The 17,254-nt window shown below is 59.7% G+C and carries 18 protein-coding genes and 1 pseudogene; 14 read left to right on the top strand and 5 right to left on the bottom strand.

Annotation, left to right across the window (positions count from 1 at the left end; all coding sequences use genetic code 11):
* The first annotated feature begins 5 nt into the window (after positions 1 to 5).
* From ilvN to ilvD, 3 genes are all read left to right on the top strand, one after another.
* The gene (gene ilvN / locus ACYQ3S_RS02705; RefSeq protein WP_054326211.1) at positions 6 to 482 is read left to right on the top strand and encodes an acetolactate synthase small subunit; all 477 of its coding nucleotides are present in this window, start codon (positions 6 to 8) and stop codon (positions 480 to 482) included.
* A 94-nt stretch (positions 483 to 576) separates the two neighbouring features.
* The gene (gene ilvC, locus ACYQ3S_RS02700; RefSeq protein WP_054326212.1) at positions 577 to 1,572 is read left to right on the top strand and encodes a ketol-acid reductoisomerase; all 996 of its coding nucleotides are present in this window, start codon (positions 577 to 579) and stop codon (positions 1,570 to 1,572) included.
* A gap of 232 nt (positions 1,573 to 1,804) precedes the next feature.
* The gene (ilvD, locus tag ACYQ3S_RS02695; RefSeq protein ID WP_054326213.1) at positions 1,805 to 3,469 is read left to right on the top strand and encodes a dihydroxy-acid dehydratase; all 1,665 of its coding nucleotides are present in this window, start codon (positions 1,805 to 1,807) and stop codon (positions 3,467 to 3,469) included.
* 43 nt (positions 3,470 to 3,512) lie between these two features.
* On the opposite strand, the gene ACYQ3S_RS02690 is transcribed toward ilvD, so the two are convergent.
* On the bottom strand, positions 3,513 to 3,731 hold the full coding sequence (locus tag ACYQ3S_RS02690) for a helix-turn-helix domain-containing protein (protein WP_262563823.1): 219 nt from the start codon (positions 3,729 to 3,731) through the stop codon (positions 3,513 to 3,515).
* A 92-nt stretch (positions 3,732 to 3,823) separates the two neighbouring features.
* On the opposite strand from ACYQ3S_RS02690, the gene ACYQ3S_RS02685 reads away from it, so the two are divergent.
* The 3 genes from ACYQ3S_RS02685 to ACYQ3S_RS02675 all read left to right on the top strand — a co-directional run bounded on the left by ACYQ3S_RS02685 (position 3,824) and on the right by ACYQ3S_RS02675 (position 6,400).
* Complete coding sequence (locus tag ACYQ3S_RS02685) at positions 3,824 to 4,060, top strand: hypothetical protein (RefSeq protein ID WP_107630634.1); 237 nt, start codon at positions 3,824 to 3,826, stop codon at positions 4,058 to 4,060.
* Positions 4,061 to 4,125: 65 nt separating this feature from the next.
* Entirely contained in the window at positions 4,126 to 4,788 is a 663-nt protein-coding gene (gene pyrE / locus ACYQ3S_RS02680; protein WP_459687206.1) for an orotate phosphoribosyltransferase, read from the top strand.
* Complete coding sequence (locus ACYQ3S_RS02675; protein ID WP_459687205.1) at positions 4,778 to 6,400, top strand: DUF6056 family protein; 1,623 nt, start codon at positions 4,778 to 4,780, stop codon at positions 6,398 to 6,400. The genes pyrE and ACYQ3S_RS02675 overlap by 11 nt, the downstream gene beginning before the upstream one ends.
* A 53-nt stretch (positions 6,401 to 6,453) precedes the next feature.
* Here the strand turns inward: ACYQ3S_RS02675 and ACYQ3S_RS02670 are convergent, their stop codons facing one another.
* Together ACYQ3S_RS02670 and ACYQ3S_RS02665 are read right to left on the bottom strand one after the other, a co-directional pair.
* Positions 6,454 to 7,623 (bottom strand): pyridoxal phosphate-dependent aminotransferase, encoded by a 1,170-nt coding sequence (locus ACYQ3S_RS02670; protein WP_459687204.1) that lies wholly within the window; start codon positions 7,621 to 7,623, stop codon positions 6,454 to 6,456.
* The gene (locus ACYQ3S_RS02665) at positions 7,617 to 8,108 is read right to left on the bottom strand and encodes an Lrp/AsnC family transcriptional regulator (protein WP_459687203.1); all 492 of its coding nucleotides are present in this window, start codon (positions 8,106 to 8,108) and stop codon (positions 7,617 to 7,619) included. The genes ACYQ3S_RS02670 and ACYQ3S_RS02665 overlap by 7 nt, the downstream gene beginning before the upstream one ends.
* A gap of 267 nt (positions 8,109 to 8,375) precedes the next feature.
* On the opposite strand from ACYQ3S_RS02665, the gene ACYQ3S_RS02660 reads away from it, so the two are divergent.
* Genes ACYQ3S_RS02660 through ACYQ3S_RS02645 form a run of 4 tightly spaced genes read left to right on the top strand, consistent with a single transcriptional unit; the run spans position 8,376 to position 11,420 of the window.
* Positions 8,376 to 9,077 (top strand): DUF2461 domain-containing protein, encoded by a 702-nt coding sequence (locus tag ACYQ3S_RS02660; RefSeq protein WP_459687202.1) that lies wholly within the window; start codon positions 8,376 to 8,378, stop codon positions 9,075 to 9,077.
* Positions 9,074 to 9,691 (top strand): 3'-5' exonuclease, encoded by a 618-nt coding sequence (locus tag ACYQ3S_RS02655; protein ID WP_459687201.1) that lies wholly within the window; start codon positions 9,074 to 9,076, stop codon positions 9,689 to 9,691. The genes ACYQ3S_RS02660 and ACYQ3S_RS02655 overlap by 4 nt, the downstream gene beginning before the upstream one ends.
* Before the next feature lie 36 nt (positions 9,692 to 9,727).
* The gene (locus tag ACYQ3S_RS02650; RefSeq protein ID WP_459687200.1) at positions 9,728 to 10,030 is read left to right on the top strand and encodes a hypothetical protein; all 303 of its coding nucleotides are present in this window, start codon (positions 9,728 to 9,730) and stop codon (positions 10,028 to 10,030) included.
* Positions 10,031 to 10,064: 34 nt separating this feature from the next.
* Positions 10,065 to 11,420 (top strand): AI-2E family transporter, encoded by a 1,356-nt coding sequence (locus tag ACYQ3S_RS02645; RefSeq protein WP_459687199.1) that lies wholly within the window; start codon positions 10,065 to 10,067, stop codon positions 11,418 to 11,420.
* A 47-nt stretch (positions 11,421 to 11,467) separates the two neighbouring features.
* Here ACYQ3S_RS02645 and pta read toward each other — a convergent pair whose 3' ends face one another.
* Positions 11,468 to 12,442: a phosphate acetyltransferase gene (pta, locus tag ACYQ3S_RS02640; protein WP_459687198.1), complete on the bottom strand. Its 975-nt coding sequence runs from the start codon at positions 12,440 to 12,442 to the stop codon at positions 11,468 to 11,470.
* A 192-nt stretch (positions 12,443 to 12,634) separates the two neighbouring features.
* On the opposite strand from pta, the gene ACYQ3S_RS02635 reads away from it, so the two are divergent.
* From ACYQ3S_RS02635 to ACYQ3S_RS02625, 3 genes and pseudogenes are all read left to right on the top strand, one after another.
* Entirely contained in the window at positions 12,635 to 12,823 is a 189-nt protein-coding gene (locus ACYQ3S_RS02635; protein ID WP_459687197.1) for a hypothetical protein, read from the top strand.
* Positions 12,820 to 14,196, top strand: coding sequence for a recombinase family protein (locus tag ACYQ3S_RS02630; protein ID WP_459687196.1), 1,377 nt, complete (start codon positions 12,820 to 12,822; stop codon positions 14,194 to 14,196). The genes ACYQ3S_RS02635 and ACYQ3S_RS02630 overlap by 4 nt, the downstream gene beginning before the upstream one ends.
* Positions 14,197 to 14,218: 22 nt before the next feature.
* A pseudogene (locus ACYQ3S_RS02625) lies at positions 14,219 to 14,710 on the top strand (sigma-70 family RNA polymerase sigma factor); the annotation flags it as partial.
* 108 nt (positions 14,711 to 14,818) lie between these two features.
* Here the strand turns inward: ACYQ3S_RS02625 and ACYQ3S_RS02620 are convergent.
* Entirely contained in the window at positions 14,819 to 15,868 is a 1,050-nt protein-coding gene (locus tag ACYQ3S_RS02620) for a polysaccharide deacetylase family protein (protein ID WP_459687195.1), read from the bottom strand.
* 283 nt (positions 15,869 to 16,151) lie between these two features.
* On the opposite strand from ACYQ3S_RS02620, the gene ACYQ3S_RS02615 reads away from it, so the two are divergent.
* The gene (locus ACYQ3S_RS02615) at positions 16,152 to 17,219 is read left to right on the top strand and encodes a branched-chain amino acid aminotransferase (RefSeq protein WP_459687194.1); all 1,068 of its coding nucleotides are present in this window, start codon (positions 16,152 to 16,154) and stop codon (positions 17,217 to 17,219) included.
* Positions 17,220 to 17,254: the final 35 nt, after the last annotated feature.

Genomic DNA, 17,254 nt, shown 5'->3' with positions numbered 1-17,254 from the left:
ACAGCATGCAAAAATATATCCTTTCTGTGACCGTGCAGAATAACGCGGGCGTTCTGGCCCGTGTGTCCAGCCTGTTCGGCCGGCGCGGCTACAACATTGATTCCCTTACCGTGTCCGCGACGACCGACCCCAAGGTTTCCCGCATGTCGATCATCGTGCAGGGCGACGAACCGATTCTGGAGCAGATCATGAAGCAGCTTTCCAAGCTGGAGGAGGTCATCTGCGTCGACCATCTGCAGGAGGAGGACTCCTGCTGTAGCGAGCTGGTGTTCGTCAAGCTGAAGGCCGAGGCGGGCGATGTGCGCGACGCTATCCGGCAGCTTTGCGAGCTGTACGGCGCCGCTATTATCGAATCCACCGAGCGCGCCCTGATTGTTGAGCTTTCCGAGGTACCCAGCCGCATCGACGCGTTCCTGGATGTAATCTCCAACTTCGAGGTGCTGGAGATGAGCCGTTCGGGCGTAACGGCAATCGAAAAATAGTTGAGGGCAGTCTCCCTTTTCTATATGCGCGCCGCAGGCGTAAAATCAATTCGTTTTCCTGATTCATTTTATATAAACTTAGGAGGAAACAAAAATGGTAAAGATGTATTATGATTCGGACTGCAACCTGTCCCTGCTTGACGGCAAGACCGTTGCCATCATCGGCTTTGGCTCCCAGGGTCATGCCCATGCCGAGAACCTGCATGATTCCGGCGTGAACGTCGTCGTCGGCCTGCGTCCGGGCTCCAAGCACGAAGCAAAGGCGAAGGCTGCCGGCCTGACCGTTATGACGCCGGCCGAGGCTGCTGCGGCGGGCGATATCATCATGATGCTCGTTCCGGACGAGAAGCAGGCGGATATCTATAAGGAAGTGATCGAACCCAACCTCAAGCCGGGCAACGTGCTTGCTTTCGCGCACGGCTTCAACATCCATTTCAAGCAGATCGTGCCGCCGGCAGATGTTGACGTAATCATGATCGCGCCGAAGGGTCCCGGCCATACGGTCCGCCGTACCTATGTGGAAGGTTCGGGCGTTCCGGATCTGGTCTGCGTACATCAGGATGCTTCCGGCAAGGCAATGGACATTGCGCTGGCGTATGCCTGCGGCATCGGCGGCGGCCGCGCGGGCATTCTGGAGTCCACGTTCCGTGCTGAGACCGAGACCGACCTGTTCGGTGAGCAGGCCGTGCTCTGCGGCGGCGTCTGCGAGCTGATGAAGGCCGGTTTCGAGACACTGGTCGAGGCGGGCTACGCGCCGGAGAACGCGTATTTCGAGTGCGTACACGAGATGAAGCTGATCGTCGATCTGATCAACGAGGGCGGCTTTGCCAAGATGCGCTACTCGATCTCCGACACTGCGGAATACGGCGATTACCGTACCGGCAAGCGCATCATCACCGAGGAGACCCGCAAGGAGATGAAGAAGATCCTGCGCGAGATTCAGGACGGCACCTTCGCTTCCGAGTGGATTCAGGAGAACCGCGCGGGCGGCCGCGCCCGTTTCCTGGCGAGCCGTCAGGTCGAGGCGGAGAGCCAGCTGGAGGAGACCGGCAAGCAGCTCCGCAGCATGATGAGCTGGCTGAAGAAGTAAAAACTTTGTTTTCGTTTGAAACCACAGTTTCAAGCAAGAGGACGTGCCGCGCGGGGCGCGGACACGTCCGAGGCTGCGAAAAGTTCCAACAAAGCGAAGCTTTTTACAGCTCTTGTGTAAAAAGTCAGGCATTGTTTTTCTGTTACATGCGCGCCGAGGGCGCGTGAAAAGCTGAATGCGCACAGGCGGGCGGGCTTCCGCCCGCCTGTGTTGCAAAAAGGAGGAAGCCCCCATGTCCAAAAGAAGCGACAACATCACCGCGGGTGCAGAGCGTATGCCAAACCGTTCGCTGCTACGCGCCTGCGGCCTGACCGAAGAGGAGATGAACAAGCCGATCATCGGCATTGTTTCCGCATACAGCGAAATCATCCCCGGCCATATCAATCTTGACAAAATCGCGGATGCCGCCAAGGCGGGCGTCCGTATCGCGGGTGGCACACCTGTACTCGTTCCGGCGATCGGCGTGTGCGATGGTATTGCGATGGGCCACATCGGCATGAAGTATTCGCTACCCAGCCGCGAGCTGATCGCGGACAGCGTGGAGACGTTGGCGCAGGCGCACCAGTTCGACGCGCTCGTGCTGATCCCCAACTGCGACAAGATCGTACCCGGTATGCTGATGGCCGCGGCGCGGCTCAATATCCCGTCTATCATTGTATCCGGCGGGCCGATGCTCGCCGGCCATTACAACGGGGAGGAGATTTCACTCTCCAAGACCTTTGAAACGGTCGGCGCGTACAAGGCCGGCCTGATCGACGACGAAAAGCTCATGGAATGCGAGTGCGGCTCATGCCCGGGCTGCGGCTCATGCTCGGGCATGTACACGGCCAACTCGATGAACTGCCTGTCCGAAGCCATCGGCATGGCGCTGCCCGGCAACGGTACCATCCCAGCTGTGCATGCGGCGCGCATCCATCTGGCCAAGCACGCCGGCATGCAGGTCATGGAGCTGCTGCGCCGTGACATCAAGCCGCGCGACATCCTGACGCCGGCGGCGTTCCGCAATGCGCTGACCTGTGAAATGGCGATCGGCTGCTCGACCAACTCGGTGCTGCACCTGCTCGCGCTGGCGAACGAGGCGGGCGTGCCGCTCGACCTGGCCACGCTCAATGAGCTGTCCGCCAAGGTGCCGAACATCTGCCACCTTGCGCCCGCAGGCCCGCACCACATCGAGGAGCTGTATATGGCGGGCGGTGTGCCGGCTATCATGAAAGAGCTGACCAAACGCGGCCTGCTCGACCTGTCGCTCATCACCGCGACCGGCAGGACAGTGGGTGAGAACCTCGAGGGCGTCGTGAACAAGAACCCCGAGGTCGTGCGTCCGCTGGAAAGCCCGTATTCCGAAACCGGCGGTATTGCCGTTTTGTGGGGCAATATTGCCAAAAATGGCTGCGTGGTCAAGCGCTCCGCAGTCGCGCCCGAGATGATGGTGCATGAAGGCCCTGCGCGCGTGTTCGATTCCGAGGACGATGCGATCCAGGCCATTTACGCGGGTAAGATCCAAAAGGGCGATGTGGTCGTTATCCGCTACGAAGGCCCGAAGGGCGGCCCCGGCATGCGCGAGATGCTCAATCCGACCTCTGCGCTGGCGGGCATGCAGCTTGACAGGGACTGCGCGCTGATTACGGACGGCCGCTTCTCCGGCGCGTCCCGCGGCGCGTCCATCGGTCATGTGTCGCCGGAAGCGGCGGCGGGCGGAGAGATCGCGCTCATTCAGGAGGGCGATACCATCGCCATCGACATTCCGAACAGCAAGGTCAACGTCAAGGTATCCGATGAGGAGCTGGAAGCGCGCCGTGCGAAGTTCGTCCCGCGCGAGCCGAACATCAAGTCCGGCTGGCTCTACCGCTACTCCCGCATGGTCAGCTCCGCCGACCAGGGCGCGGTGCTGCGATAACAGGAAAAGCCCCGAAACCGGTGGTTTCGGGGCTTTTATTGTGTTATTTTTTCGGCGGGGCGGGATTGTTGGTGCGGCCCACGATATAATCGATGGAGGTATTGTAAAAATCGGCTAATGCGATCAAAGCATCAATTGGGATGCGATGTGCTCCGCTTTCATAGCCGCTGTATGTCGTTTGCTTAATATGCAGGATTTCGGCAACCTGTGTTTGTGTAAGATTATTGTCCTCGCGTAAATCGCGCAAGTGTTGAAAAATCATATCATCACCTCAAAGTTATTATATATTAACGAGAAACTCGGTATTGACTTTTAACGAGAATCTCGGTAATATAAGCGTAAGAGGTGATACATATGGAATCCATAACAACGCTGCTGTACGATGCGGTTATAAGCGGTCTTAACTATCACGAAACCGAGGTCGAGGACCGCGTTTACCGTCAGGTAGACCGCTGGGCGGAAAAGGGCGGACGGAAGAAAAAGCAGTTTCAGAACGACCTGATGGCGCTTTTGACACAGTATCAGGAGCAGAGCTTTGCCCTTGGCCTGAAATGCGGCCTTTTACTCGCCGAGGAGCAGCTTTTCCGGTAAACCTTGTGGGGGGCGTATAAATCTGGTATAATGGAAGCAGACCAAAAAAAGGACGGTATGATAATATGCTGACAGCTTCCAAAAAGGAATTTATCGAATTCATGATGAGCGCGGACGTGCTTCGCTTCGGTGACTTTACCACCAAGTCCGGCCGCAAAACGCCGTATTTCGTCAACACCGGCAACTATAAGACAGGGCTGCAGAACTCCCGCCTGGGCGAGTTTTACGCGGCGCTCGTCAAGGAGACGGTCGGCGGCGATTTCGACGCGATGTTCGGCCCTGCGTACAAGGGCATCCCGCTGGCGACCTCGGTTTCCGGCGCGCTTGCCCGCAATTACGGGATTGATAAGCCCTTTTTCTTCAACCGCAAGGAGGCAAAGGACCACGGCGAGGGCGGCAGCATCGTCGGCTACAAGCCGCAAGACGGGGACCGCGTCATTATCATTGAGGACGTAATTACCGCAGGCACCGCGATCCGCGAAACCATGCCGGTGCTGAAAGGCTGCGCGGATGTGAAGGTGACCGATATGTTCATTTCGGTCAACCGCTGCGAGATCGGCACGACCCCGGGCAAGACCGCGGTCATGGAAGTTGGCGAGGAGTTCGGCATCAAGGTGCATGCGCTCGTCACGGTGCAGGATATCCGCGAATATCTGGCGGATAAGGAGGAATACGCGCACCTGCTGCCGCTGATGGACGCATATATGGCGCAGTATTGTGTATTCTAAATCCATGGGATTGGAAGCGGAACAAAACAGAAAATATCTGCCCTGGATCTATCTGGGCGTGTTCCTGCTGGTGACTGTCGGCTGCTATGCGGTGCTGCAGTACGTTGTGCCGATGGGGGACGACCTGTTTTACGGCCGGTGGGGCAGGCTGGGCGCGGGGGAGCTTCTGGCGCGCATCGCGCAGCATTACCAGACGGCCAACGGGCGCAACCTTGTTCACCTGCTGGACGCGGTCCTGCTGGGTTCGGACGGGCGCGTCGTGTTTGCGCGGGTGTTTATCGCGGCCCTGCTCGGCACGATCGCGCTCAACCTGACGCGGCTCGCGGCGGACGGCTGGAGGCAGGCGGTTGCCGCCGCGGTGCTGTGCGCGTGCGGCATCTTCCTGCTGCCCGCTGTGCTGACAAGGCAGAGCGTGTACTGGATTACCGGCGCGATGAACTATGTCCTGCCGCTGGCGCTCTTCCTGGAATACTGGGTGCTGTTGCGCGATGCGCTTTCCGGCAGGAGGGGATGGCTGCCGGCGGCGGTGTTCGGGGCGCTCGCGGGTCTGACGGTCGAGCAGGCCAGCATGATGACGGTCGGGCTGACCGTGCTGCTGGTTGGGGAGCATTGGGCCGTCCGCAGGCAGGGGTTCCCGAAAAAGGCGCTGTGGCCGCTGCTGCTTTCGGCCGCGGGCGCGGCGAGCATTCTGCTCGCCCCGTCGGTCGCCTACCGCGCGTCTATCACGCCGCCGCCGGTTGAGGGCGGCACGCTGGCTGTGGTGAAGTATAACGTCCTGCAGCTGCGGCAGACCTTTCTGTTTGGGGATACGCTTTTCCCCATCCACTTCCTGACGCTCACCGCGATACCGCTGTGGCTGCTGCTGCGCGCGGTGCGCCGCCGGAGCGTGCCGGACGGTGTGTTCGCCGTGCTGTCGGTCATTTCGTTTTCCGCGTGGTTCTGGCTGCCGGAGCAGGTGCCGGAGCTGCTGCGCAACAGCCCCGAGGTGCCTGTCCGCGTCGCGGCCTACGCGCTGGCGGTGCTGGGCGGCTATCTGCTGTGCGCGTTCTATATTTCCGTCCGCTCCGCGATGGAAAGGGAGTGGACGCCGCTGTTCGCCCTGATTTTGGGGGTCGGTTCGCAGGTGATGATGCTGGTGTCACCCACGATCGGGCCGCGCACCATGCTGTGCGGCGCGGTGATGCTTTTGCTGTTTACCGTCTGCCTGATGCGGGAAGCGCCGTATCTGTACCTGCTGGGCGCGGGCTCGATCCTTGCCTGGCACTGGGGACAGGCGTGGGCGGCGGCTGTTGTGGCCGCGGCCGCGCTGCTGTGGCTGCTGTGCCGGTATCTTCCCGCGCGGGCCGTATGCGCGGCGCTGTGCTGTGTGCCTTTGCTGTTCTGTGCGTGGACGACGCTCAAGGACCAGTATGACGGGTATCGGGCAAACGCCGCGGTCGATGCGGCGAACCGCCTTGCGATTGCCGCCTATGATGGCAGCGATCACCTGACGCAGCATCGGTTTGCGAACGACCTGTACGGCTGGGCCATGCCGTATCACAACGATTACTATGACGCGTATTATAAAGAATATTACGGCCTGCCGCGCGAGGTAGAGCTGATATGGGAATAACGCAAAACGGACTGCCCCAAAAGGGCAGTCCGTTTTCTGTGCGCAGATGGGAATTATAAAGACTGCAGGAATTTCCGCATGCGGAAGCAGGCCTCGCGCAGATGGTTCATGGAATAGGAATAGGAGATGCGAACATGCCCCTCGCCGCTTTTGCCGAACGCGCTGCCGGGTACAACGGCGACCTGCTGCTCATGAAGCAGACGTTCGCAGAAAGCCTCGGAAGAGAGGCCGGTCGAGGCGATGGAGGGGAACATATAGAACGCCCCCTGCGGCTCAAAGCACGTCAGCCCCATCGAGCGCAGCTCGCCCAGCAGGTAGCGGCGGCGGATGTCATACTGTGTGCGCATGCGTTCGATATCGTCCTCGCCGGTCCGGATGGCTTCGATGCCGGCGAACTGCGCCGTGGTCGGCGCGGACATGATGCCGAACTGATGGATTTTGCAGATGTGCCGCATCAACTCCTTGGGACCCATGGCCCAGCCAAGGCGCCAGCCGGTCATCGCGTAGGATTTGGAGAAGCCGTCCACGACGATGGTGCGCTCGCGCATCCCGTCCAGCTCGGCAAAGCAGACGTGCGGCGCGGCGCCGTAGGTCAGGCTGCAGTAAATTTCGTCCGAAATGACAATGATATTGGTGTCGCGCAGCACGGCGGCGATGGCCTCCAGCTCGTCCCGCGTCATGATCGCGCCGGTCGGATTGTTGGGATACGGCAGGATCAGCAGCTTGGTGCGCGGCGTGATCGCCGCGCGCAGGCGGTCGGGCGTCAGCTTGAACTGGTCCTCCGCCAGCGTCGGCAGGGGGACAGGGGTGCCGCCCGCCATCTGGGTCAGCGGGGTATAGCAGACGAAGCTGGGCTCGGGGATGAGCACCTCGTCGCCGGGGTTGACCAGCGCGCGGATGGCGTTATCAATCGCCTCCGAACCGCCGACCGTAACGAGGATCTCCTTGTCCGCGTCATAGCAGAGCTGGTATTTGCGGCGGGCCAGCCCCGCGATCTGGCTGCGCAGCTCGGCAAGGCCCCAGTTGGAGGTGTAGAACGTCTGTCCTTTTTCCAGGGACTGAATGCCCGCGCGGCGAATCTGCCACGGGGTCTCGAAATCCGGCTCTCCGACGCCGAGCGAGATCGCATCCGGCATGGCTGCCGCCGCGTCAAAAAAGCGGCGGATGCCGGATGGCTTTACGATCTTGACACGGTCGGAGAGCAGCTGCTCGTAATCTACCATGCCATCATGACCTCTCTTTTATCGCGATCGGAGGGGTCGAATTCCACACCGTAGTCCTTGTATTTTTTGAGGATGAAATGCGTGCCGGTGGACAGGACGTTTTCCATCGGCGCGAGCTGCTCGGAGACAAAGCGCGCGACCTCGCGCATGGTGCGGTCCTTGATGATGACCGTCAGATCGAAGCCGCCCGACATCAGGTAAACGCTTTCCACCTGATGATGGGAATAGATCTGGCGGGCGATCTCGTCGAAGCCCATGCCTTTTTCCGGCGTGATTTTGACCTCGATCAATGCGGTGACGCTTTCCTTGGAGGTCTTGTCCCAGTCGATAACGGTTTTATAACCAAGGATGGTATCGTTTTTTTCAAAGGTGCGGACCGCTTCGACGACCTCTGCTTCGGTCGCGCCTGTCATGGCGGCAAGCTGCGCCGGCGTCAGGCGTGCGTCCTGGCTGAGCAGATCCAGCAATTTTTCAGGGTTTTCCATGATAACGCCCTCCTGTTTCAGATAAAGATTGGGTTTATTATAGCACCAATCCGGCGGCTTGTCCACTGTGCGTACACAGCCCTGGACGGGAAAGCCGGACAGACGGCCGGAATAGGAAGGGGAGCGGCGGGTCAGGGCAAGACGGACGGCGCCGCCTGCTGCAGACTACAATATTTTGCGGCATGCGCGGGATAAGTCTGCAAAATACTGTTGCGGAAACCGGTAAAACGCGGTACAATGATAAGCAGAAAGGTGGTACCCTTTTCCATGGCATTCACAGGCTTTCCTGCAGCGGGCATCGACCTGCTGCAGCTCAACCGTCTGCAAAACAGCAGAGAATTTTATGAATCGCATAAAGAAGAGATCAAACGGCTGGCGATCCAGCCATTTCATGAATTGATCGCGGAGATGACCCCAGCCATGCTGGAGATCGACCCGCTGTTTGTGGTCACGCCCTCGCGCATGGTATCGCGTGTACGGCGCGATACCCGCTATACCAAGGATAAGACGCTTTACCGCGCGAATATGTGGATGTTTTTTCGCCGTCCGCGTCGGGAGCATGAGTCCGTGCCGTGCTATTATTTCGAGATCCGTCCGGAGTTCTGGGGCTTTGGCTGCTGGGGCGCCTGGGGGAAGGGCGAGATGGAGGCGCTGCGCGAGATGATCCTGAAAGAGGATAAGCTGTTTCTGGAGGCGTATGAGGCGGTCCGCGCCTGCCCACAGGTGCGGCTGGATGGGGAGCTGTATAAGCGTCCGAAATTTCCGGATGCAAAGCCCGCCTACCAGACCTGGCTCAACCGGAAGGAGATCGGCGTGGACTTTCGGGAAACAAACGACTTCTCTCCCGTGCTGGACGGGTCGTTCGTCGGGCCGATGGTGGATACCATGCGCCGGCTCGCGCCGCTGTACCGTTTCCTGCTCGCCGCAAAGGAAAGAGCGGGCGCTGCGCCGCGGGAGGCGCTCGAATGAGGTATGTTGCGCTCGATTTTGAAACAGGAAACGCCTCTCCGCTCAGCGCCTGTGCGCTTGGCGTGGCGGTGTTTGAGGATCGCAGCCTGATCCGCGAGCAGGTATCGCTTATCAAGCCGCCCGCCTGCGTCGGAAAGTTCCACTGGGGCAATGTCAGGGTCAACCATATCAAGGAACGCATGGTGGCGGACGCGCCGGCGTTCGATATGGTTTGGAACACCGTGGCGCGGGAGGCGGAGGGCAGCGTTCTGGTCTGCCACAACGCGATGTTTGATACGGCGGTGCTGTGCGCATGCCTGAGCCATTACCAGCTGCCGGTGCCGGAGTGCCGCTATATCTGTACGGTAAAGGTGGCCCGACGCGTATGGCCGGCGCTGGAAAATCATAAACTGGATACGGTATCCGCAGCGCTCGGCATTGAGCTGAATCATCACGAGGCAGGCTCGGATGCACGGGCGGCCGGCTGGATTCTGCAGGCGGCGCTGCAGGAAACAGGGAGCGAGGACGCGGATGCGCTCGCGGCGAAGATCGGGATGCGGCTGGGACGGATCTCGTCCATGGGGACGACGCCCTGCAGCATCGCAAAGGATATACGAATCGAAAATACGGTGTGACCGGTTTCACATATTTGTTAAAAGGAGAGAAAAGCTATGAAAAATTATCTGGATTCCATCGACCGTGAGGCGCTGCGCAGCCGCGCGAATCAGGTGCTCGGTTATGCGAACGACGCGCGCGACTGTGCGGCCCGCTGGACGGACCATGCGGTGTCCAAGGCGCAGGGGTTCTCGATGTTTGATTTCGCGGTGTTCAAGATCTGCATGCTGTCGTTCGGGCTGTGGCTCGGCGCCTGCTTTGCAAAGTTTTTCAAAAAGTTTCGGGGCATCCTGTTCGTTGCGTTTGCCGCGACCTGGATGTACCTGTTCTGGCGCATTTTCTTTGACGACGAAGAATAACCCGCGGCCGGAAGGATAGGAGAGGAGCGTGTCCGTGCAGGAACCAACAGAACAACATAGGACGGAAGCGCAGAATCAGCCCCACTATTTCCAGTGGGGCTTGACGGCGTTCTGCGTGATCGTTGCCAGTGTGCTTGTCTTTTATTTTCTGGGCTGGCTGCCGATCATCTGGCGCATGATCAAAAAGCTGCTCGGCATTCTGAGCCCGTTTATCTACGGCTTTGTCATGGCATACCTTCTGATGCCGGTATTCAACGGCCTGTACCGCGTGCTGCAGCCTAAGCTGGCGCAGCGGATGAAGCGGGGGACACAGATCGCCAAGGGGCTTTGCAGCATCCTGTCCCTGATGATCGGCCTTGCGGTCGTGGGCGTGCTGCTGTGGATGGTGCTGCCGCAGCTGATCGTAAGCGTGTTTTCCCTGCTGGAATCCATGGATACCTATCTGGACGAGATATCGACCTGGGTCGCGTCGCTGCTGAAGGACAATCCGGTGATCGAGCGGAATTTCCTGCAGTTGTATGAGCAGTTCTCCACACAGGTCGTCGACTGGGTGCAGAACAGCGCGCTGCCGCAGCTGGTCGCGCTGATGACCGGCGTTGTAACGACGGTTTCCGTCCTGTTCGACCTGCTGATCGGCATTATCATCGCGCTTTATATCCTCAACAGCAAGGATACCTTTTGCGCGCAGGCCAAAAAGACGCTGTACAGCCTGTTTTCCATCCAGCGCGCCAACCGCATCATCAAGCGTGTTGCCTATATCCACCGCGTATTCGGCGGATTCATCACCGGCAAGCTGATCGATTCGCTCATCATCGGCCTGCTGTGCTTTGCCGGACTGCGCATCCTGATGGGCTTCGGGCTGATGACGATGGACCAGTCGTATGCGCTTCTGATTTCGGTCATTATCGGCGTGACCAATATCATCCCGTTTTTTGGCCCGTTTATCGGGGCGGTGCCGAGCACCATCCTGATTATGGTCATCAGTCCGGTGCAGGCGGTATATTTTGTGCTGTTCATCCTGGCGCTTCAGCAGTTTGACGGGAATATCCTGGGGCCGAAAATACTGGGCAATTCCACTGGCCTGTCGAGCTTCTGGGTCATGTTTGCGATCCTCGTGTTCGGCGGCGTGTTCGGCTTTGTGGGGATGGCGGTCGGCGTGCCGCTGTTCGCCGTACTGTATACGATGGCGACCGAGGCGGTCAATAACCTGTTGCGAAAACGCGGCCTTTCGGTGGACACCAATGCTTACCGCGGGCCAAAACGTCTCGATCCGGAAACGCGGGCGTTTGTCGAGATCAGGGAGGAGGCCCCACCGGTCAGTGCAAAGGAGCGGCGGGAAGCCGCACAGAAGGCGCGTGCGCAGGCGCAAAAGGAAAACGAAAAGGACTGACCGGCTGGTCAGTCCTTTTTGCTTGGTGTTTGCCGTGCGGCGTCGGGTTATTTCAGGCCGGCGGTGATGATCGCCATTTGATAGACCTCATCCGCGTTGCAGCCGCGGGACAGATCGTTAATCGGCGCGTTCAGGCCCTGCAGGATCGGACCGTAGGCCTCGAAGCCGCCCAGACGCTGGGCGATTTTGTAGCCGATGTTGCCCGCGTTGATATCGGGGAAAATAAAGGTGTTGGCCTGGCCGGCAACCGGAGAGCCTTTGCACTTGGTCGCCGCAACGACAGGGGAGAACGCAGCGTCGAACTGCAGCTCGCCGTCTACCGCGAGATCGGGCGCGGCCGCTTTCGTCTTTTCGGTTGCATTCTTCATCATGTCAACCGTTTCGCCCTTGCCGGAGCCTTTGGTCGAGTAGGACAGCATGGCCACCTTGGGGTCGATGCCGAACGCCTTGGCGGTTTTTGCGGTTTCAATGGCGATTTCCACCAGCTCGTCCTCGTTCGGATTGATATTGATCGCACAGTCGCCCATCGCGTACAGCTCGTCGCCGCCATCCTTACCGTCGCGGCGCAGGATGAAGCAGGAGGATACGATCTTGTTGCCCGGCTTGGTCTTGATGATCTGCAGCGCGGGGCGGACGGTGTCCGCGGTCGAATATGTAGCGCCGCCGAGCAGGGCGTCCGCCTTGCCCAGCTTGACCAGCATGGTGCCGAAATAATTGCCCTTGGAAAGCGCTGCGCGGCACTGTTCCTCGGTCATCTTGCCCTTGCGCAGCTCGACCATCTTGGCGACCATCGCGTCCATTTCCGGATAAGCCGCGGGGTCGATGATTTCCATGCCCTCGATGTCAAAACCGCCCGCGGCAGCGGCGGACTTGACTTCGTCCACATTGCCGACCAGGATGGAATCCAGCAGGCCGTCTTTCTTCAGGCGGGAGGCGGCTTCCAGAATGCGGGGGTCCGGCCCCTCGGTGAATACGATTTTACGCTTGTCGGCCTTGAGCGTGGCAATCAGATTTTCAAACATGATGCATTCTCCTCTAAATTTTTGTTCGTCTGTCAAACAGTTCCGATACCCCATTATACACCCAATGCTGATACTTCCACAAGTGTTATTTTGAGTATATTTTGGTTGCTTTGTGGAACGGTTTGGAAGAGCGTCCGAACGGTTGCAAAAGGGGAAACCTGGGCAGAATAAAGGGGAAAGGAGGTGGTCCGCATGCGCGTGGTGCGTTATTTGAACGGGAAGCGGCTGCACGGCGTGCTGCCGCCGCTGCTGCTTGACCAGGAGGGGGTCGGCATGCTGCTGCGCGAGGCGCGCTTCCGGCAGGAACTTCCGTTGCCGGAGCCGCCGCCCTCTGCTATACTGGAAGCGGAGGAACGCGGTCTTGGAAAGGATATTTCATGAAACACACCGCATTATATCTGCGCGTATCGACCGAAGCGCAGGCGGATGAAGGATACTCGCTCGCGGCGCAGGCCGAAAAGCTGGAGGCGTACTGCCGGATGAAGGGGATCACCCGCTTCCGGCGGTATGTGGACGGCGGTTTTTCCGGCTCCAACCTGACACGGCCGGCCGTTACCGAACTGGTGGAGGAAATCCGCGCCGGCGCGGTCGAGCGCGTCGTTGTCTACAAGCTCGACCGCCTGAGCCGAAGCCAGAAAGACACGCTTTACCTGATCGAGGACGTTTTTCTGCCGCATGGAGTGGATTTTGTATCGATCAATGAAAATATCGATACCGGCAGCCCGTATGGGCGCGCGATGATCGGTATTCTGTCCGCATTTGCCCAGCTCGAACGCGAGAACATCTTTCTGCGCACCCGCATGGGCATGGTCGAGCGCGTCAAGCAGGGGTTTTGGCCGGGCGGCGGCAAAATACCGTTTGGATATGATTACGACGCGGGGAAGGGCATCCTGGTCCCCAACGGCGATGCGGATACCGTGCGCGAGATCTACGCGCGGTATCTGGAGGGCCAGTCGGCCGGACGCATCGCGCGCGAGCTGGGGCTGAAATACGAGCATCTGGTGCGGCAGATATTGGATCGGGAGAGCAACACGGGCGTGATCGTCTATAAAGGCGAGCGCTACGCGGGGCGGCATGAGCCGCTGATTGACCGCGAAACCTTTGCGCGCGCACAGCGCCGGCTGCACCGTCCCAACCGGCCGCGCGCCGCGGGGGCGGGAAAGCTGCTGGCCGGCCTGCTGGTCTGCGGACACTGCGGCGCCAAAATGCGCTATCAGAAATGGGGCAACGCGGGGGATAAGCTGGTCTGTTACTCGCGGGATAAGTCCAAGCCTCATCTGGTGCATGATGCCGCCTGTCCGAATCGGGGAGTGATGGCGCGCGAGGTGGAGGCGATCGTCATACGCGATCTGGCGAGGCTGTCCGCGCAGCCGTCGGCACCGCGCCAACGGCAGGGGGATGCGGCGGAGTGCCGCCGGACGCTGGAGCGGGTCCAGCGCAAGCTGCGCCGCCTGTACGAACTGTATGCCGACGCGGAAGACGATACGCTGCGCGAATCGATCGAGCGCGTCAAAAAAGAGCGGGAACGGGCCGAGCAGGCGCTTTCCGCCGCGCAGCGGCAGGAACAGCGGCAGGAGGATGAGGAAGCGCGGCGGGCGTTATATACCATCGGCGCCTGTTGGGACAGCCTGGCCGGTGAGGAGCGGCAGGCGTTGATACGCGCCTGCGTAGAAAAAATCGTGTTGCAAAACGGCAAGGCCGAAATATATTATGCCATTGAGGGCGTCAGCGGATACGAAACGGCAGCGGGATAGCTGTTTTCTCCTTTGTACGTTCATGCCGATGATTATTGGGGAAATCCGGCGCTACCTGCGGGACAACAGCGCGCTGCGGGTATCCCGCAGCCTTCGGGATACCGCCTATAAGGCGCTGCAGGCCAAGGAAGCCTTCATGCGCGAGCACCAGCGCGAGCCGGATATAGTGGAGCTGGCCAAGGCGATGGACGTACCCAAGGAGGAGGTTGTATTCGCGCTTGACGCGATCCTTGATCCGGTATCCCTGTTTGAGCCGGTTTTTCATGACGGTGCGGACACGGTATGCGTGATGGACCAGGTGGGAGACAATAAAAATACCGATGAGAACTGGCTCGCCCGCATTGCGCTGCGCGAAGCGATCGACAGCCTGAGCGAGCGGGAGAAACGCATCATCCGGCTGCGCTTTTTCGAGGGGCGGACGCAGATGGAGGTGGCGGAGGAAATCCACATCTCGCAGGCGCAGGTATCCCGTCTGGAAAAGGGGGCGCTCGACCACATTCGGAAACAGATATAGCAAAACCGATGGGGAGACGCGCCGCGGTTCCAAAGCGGCGTCCGGCAGGAAAAGAACACGGCACAGCTTTAAGCTGTGCCGTGTTTTCCATGACAGATGCGCAGGTAGCTATCGGGTATCGGAAGCGCTGTTGATCGGTGTGGCGCTCAGCATGACGCGGGACGAGGGGATGCCCTGCCTCGACATATAGGCGGAAAGCGAGCGCACGGTCTGCGCTGTGGAGGCGCTGTGATGCAGGCGGACCACGACGGTCGCGGTCGTTGAGACAAAGTTCTGGGCGGTGGTGGCGTATGCCCTTGCCGCGGACTGGGTGGCGTCCCCGCTGTCAAAGGTGGAGTCCCACAGCCGGTAGCCGGCGCCGATCAGTGCGTCGCGCTGTGCCTGCGTCAATTTGGCGCAGCCCGTATCGTTGGAAACGATGCGCGTGGATACGCCGGTGAGCAGCGTCAGACGCTCGTTTGCGGCGGTCAGGCTGGCAACCAGGTCGGCGGGCGCGGTCTGGGGGGAAACGTTCAGCAGCAGTGCGGGGGTATGCCCCTCCGCAACGATGCGGCGCACGGTGTCGTCCGTCCAGCTGGACGCATCCACGGGAAGGAAAAACGTCGCCAGGCGGCCGGCGTTGTGGAGCGCGTCCAGCACGGCGGGGGTGTTGGCGGTCGGCGCGCCATAGAAGGTCAGGTAAACCCGCGCGGGCTTCTGCGTCGGTTTTTCTTCAACCGGAGGGATGGGAGGCTCGGCCGGCTGCTCGGTCGTTTGGCCGCTGCCGCCCGATGGAGTGGACGGCGCGACGCCCTTGTATGTATTGATCGCGCTTTGGATCGAATCCGCATTGGAGGAGGTGAACGAGGAGTCGCTTTGCGCCGAACCGTCAGTCACGCGCAGCACGGTTTCGCCGGAAAAGGACAGCGTGGAATAGCTCAGGCCGAATTTGCCGCAGCACAGCTTGACCGGCACATAAACCGTTCCGTTCCGGTGGTACGCGGGGGGCGAATAGCTGTTCAGGTTCTGGTCGTATACATATCCCTCGTCGGGGGAGAAGCTAAGCGTTTCCCCGTTTGCGGAGAGACTCAGCACGCCGCCCTCCTGCGAAGCGGAAACGCCAAGCATGGTAAAGACGCTGTACGGCACATACAGCTCGCCGCCGAGACGCGCGGGCATGGTGCCGTCGTCAAGCGGCAGAAGCGTATCATTGACCGCGGTCAGCGTCAGCGCGCGGGCGGGGACGGGAAATGAAAACAGGACGAGCGCCGCGCACAGCAGTACACTGAGCAGCTTTTTCCATTTCTGTTTGATGCGCGGTCACCCCTTTCAGCAATTCATACGAACTTATTATATCAAAACACGGCGGGTTTGTCACCCTTTGTATCGAAAAACGCCTTGCTTTATCTTGGCAAAGTGCTATAATAAAAGAGAAAAACAAGAAAGAAAGAGTGAATCCACCATGCTGCAGATCAAAAAACAGCTCACAGCCAACAAAAAGTCCAAGCCGGATGAAAACAGCCTCGGCTTCGGCGTCTATTATACCGATCACATGCTGATTATCGATCACGATGAGGAGCAGGGCTGGCACGACGCGCGCATCGTACCGTATGAGCCGATTCAGATCGATCCTGCGGCCATGGTCCTGCATTACGCGATGGAGTCGTTCGAGGGCATGAAGGCCTACCGCACGCCCGATGGTTCGATCCAGCTGTTCCGGCCGGACAAAAACGCGCAGCGCATGATTAACACCAACCACCGCATGTGCCTGCCGAGCCTGCCGGTGGAGGATTTTGTGCAGGCGGTCAAGGAAATTGTTTCGGTTGAAAAGGACTGGGTGCCGCATGCGGAGGGTACCAGCCTGTATATCCGCCCGTTTGTGATTGCGACCGAGCCGCACCTTGGCGTGCGCCCGTCCAGAACGCACCAGTTCATCATCATCTGCTCGCCGGTCGGCGCGTATTATTCGACGGGCATCAATCCGGTCAAGATCTTCGTGGAGGACGAATATACCCGCGCCTGCCCGGGCGGCACGGGCTTTACCAAGTGCGGCGGCAACTATGCGGCCAGCCTGATCTCGCAGGTAAAGGCGCATGAGCTTGGCTACGAGCAGACGCTGTGGCTGGACGGTGTGGAGCATAAATATGTGGAGGAAGTGGGATCGATGAACTGCTTCTTCAAGATCGGCGGCACGGTCTACACCGCGCCCTGTGTGGGTACGGTTCTGCCGGGCGTTACCCGCATGAGCTGCATCGATCTTCTCAAGCACTGGGGCGTTCCGGTGTCTGAGGAGCGCCTGCCGATCGCGGACGTGATGCAGGCATCCAAGGACGGGAAGCTGGAAGAGGTGTTCGGCACTGGCACGGCGGCGGTCATTTCTCCGGTCGGCGAGCTGCGCTACGAGGGCGACGTTGCCTATATCAACAACGGTGAGATCGGCGAGATCACCCATAAGCTGTACAATACCCTGACCGGCATCCAGTGGGGTACCATGCCGGATGAGCTGGGCTGGACGGTCAAGGTGGATTGATCGCAGGATAAATCGCTTGTGAAAAGAGGCTCGGA

This window comes from Agathobaculum sp. TL06, assembly GCF_054658635.1.
The sequence above is the reverse complement of the archived record's forward strand: the minus strand, read 5'-3'. Positions and strand labels throughout refer to the sequence as shown.

Coding starts and splice junctions, on each gene's coding strand:
- ilvN (WP_054326211.1), top strand. CDS start 6: ATGCAAAAATATATCCTTTCTGTGACCGTGCAGAATAACGCGGGCGTT.
- ilvC (WP_054326212.1), top strand. CDS start 577: ATGGTAAAGATGTATTATGATTCGGACTGCAACCTGTCCCTGCTTGAC.
- ilvD (WP_054326213.1), top strand. CDS start 1,805: ATGTCCAAAAGAAGCGACAACATCACCGCGGGTGCAGAGCGTATGCCA.
- ACYQ3S_RS02690 (WP_262563823.1), bottom strand. CDS start 3,731: ATGATTTTTCAACACTTGCGCGATTTACGCGAGGACAATAATCTTACA.
- ACYQ3S_RS02685 (WP_107630634.1), top strand. CDS start 3,824: ATGGAATCCATAACAACGCTGCTGTACGATGCGGTTATAAGCGGTCTT.
- pyrE (WP_459687206.1), top strand. CDS start 4,126: ATGCTGACAGCTTCCAAAAAGGAATTTATCGAATTCATGATGAGCGCG.
- ACYQ3S_RS02670 (WP_459687204.1), bottom strand. CDS start 7,623: ATGGTAGATTACGAGCAGCTGCTCTCCGACCGTGTCAAGATCGTAAAG.
- ACYQ3S_RS02665 (WP_459687203.1), bottom strand. CDS start 8,108: ATGGAAAACCCTGAAAAATTGCTGGATCTGCTCAGCCAGGACGCACGC.
- ACYQ3S_RS02660 (WP_459687202.1), top strand. CDS start 8,376: ATGGCATTCACAGGCTTTCCTGCAGCGGGCATCGACCTGCTGCAGCTC.
- ACYQ3S_RS02655 (WP_459687201.1), top strand. CDS start 9,074: ATGAGGTATGTTGCGCTCGATTTTGAAACAGGAAACGCCTCTCCGCTC.
- ACYQ3S_RS02650 (WP_459687200.1), top strand. CDS start 9,728: ATGAAAAATTATCTGGATTCCATCGACCGTGAGGCGCTGCGCAGCCGC.
- pta (WP_459687198.1), bottom strand. CDS start 12,442: ATGTTTGAAAATCTGATTGCCACGCTCAAGGCCGACAAGCGTAAAATC.
- ACYQ3S_RS02635 (WP_459687197.1), top strand. CDS start 12,635: ATGCGCGTGGTGCGTTATTTGAACGGGAAGCGGCTGCACGGCGTGCTG.
- ACYQ3S_RS02630 (WP_459687196.1), top strand. CDS start 12,820: ATGAAACACACCGCATTATATCTGCGCGTATCGACCGAAGCGCAGGCG.
- ACYQ3S_RS02620 (WP_459687195.1), bottom strand. CDS start 15,868: ATGCCCGCGCGTCTCGGCGGCGAGCTGTATGTGCCGTACAGCGTCTTT.
- ACYQ3S_RS02615 (WP_459687194.1), top strand. CDS start 16,152: ATGCTGCAGATCAAAAAACAGCTCACAGCCAACAAAAAGTCCAAGCCG.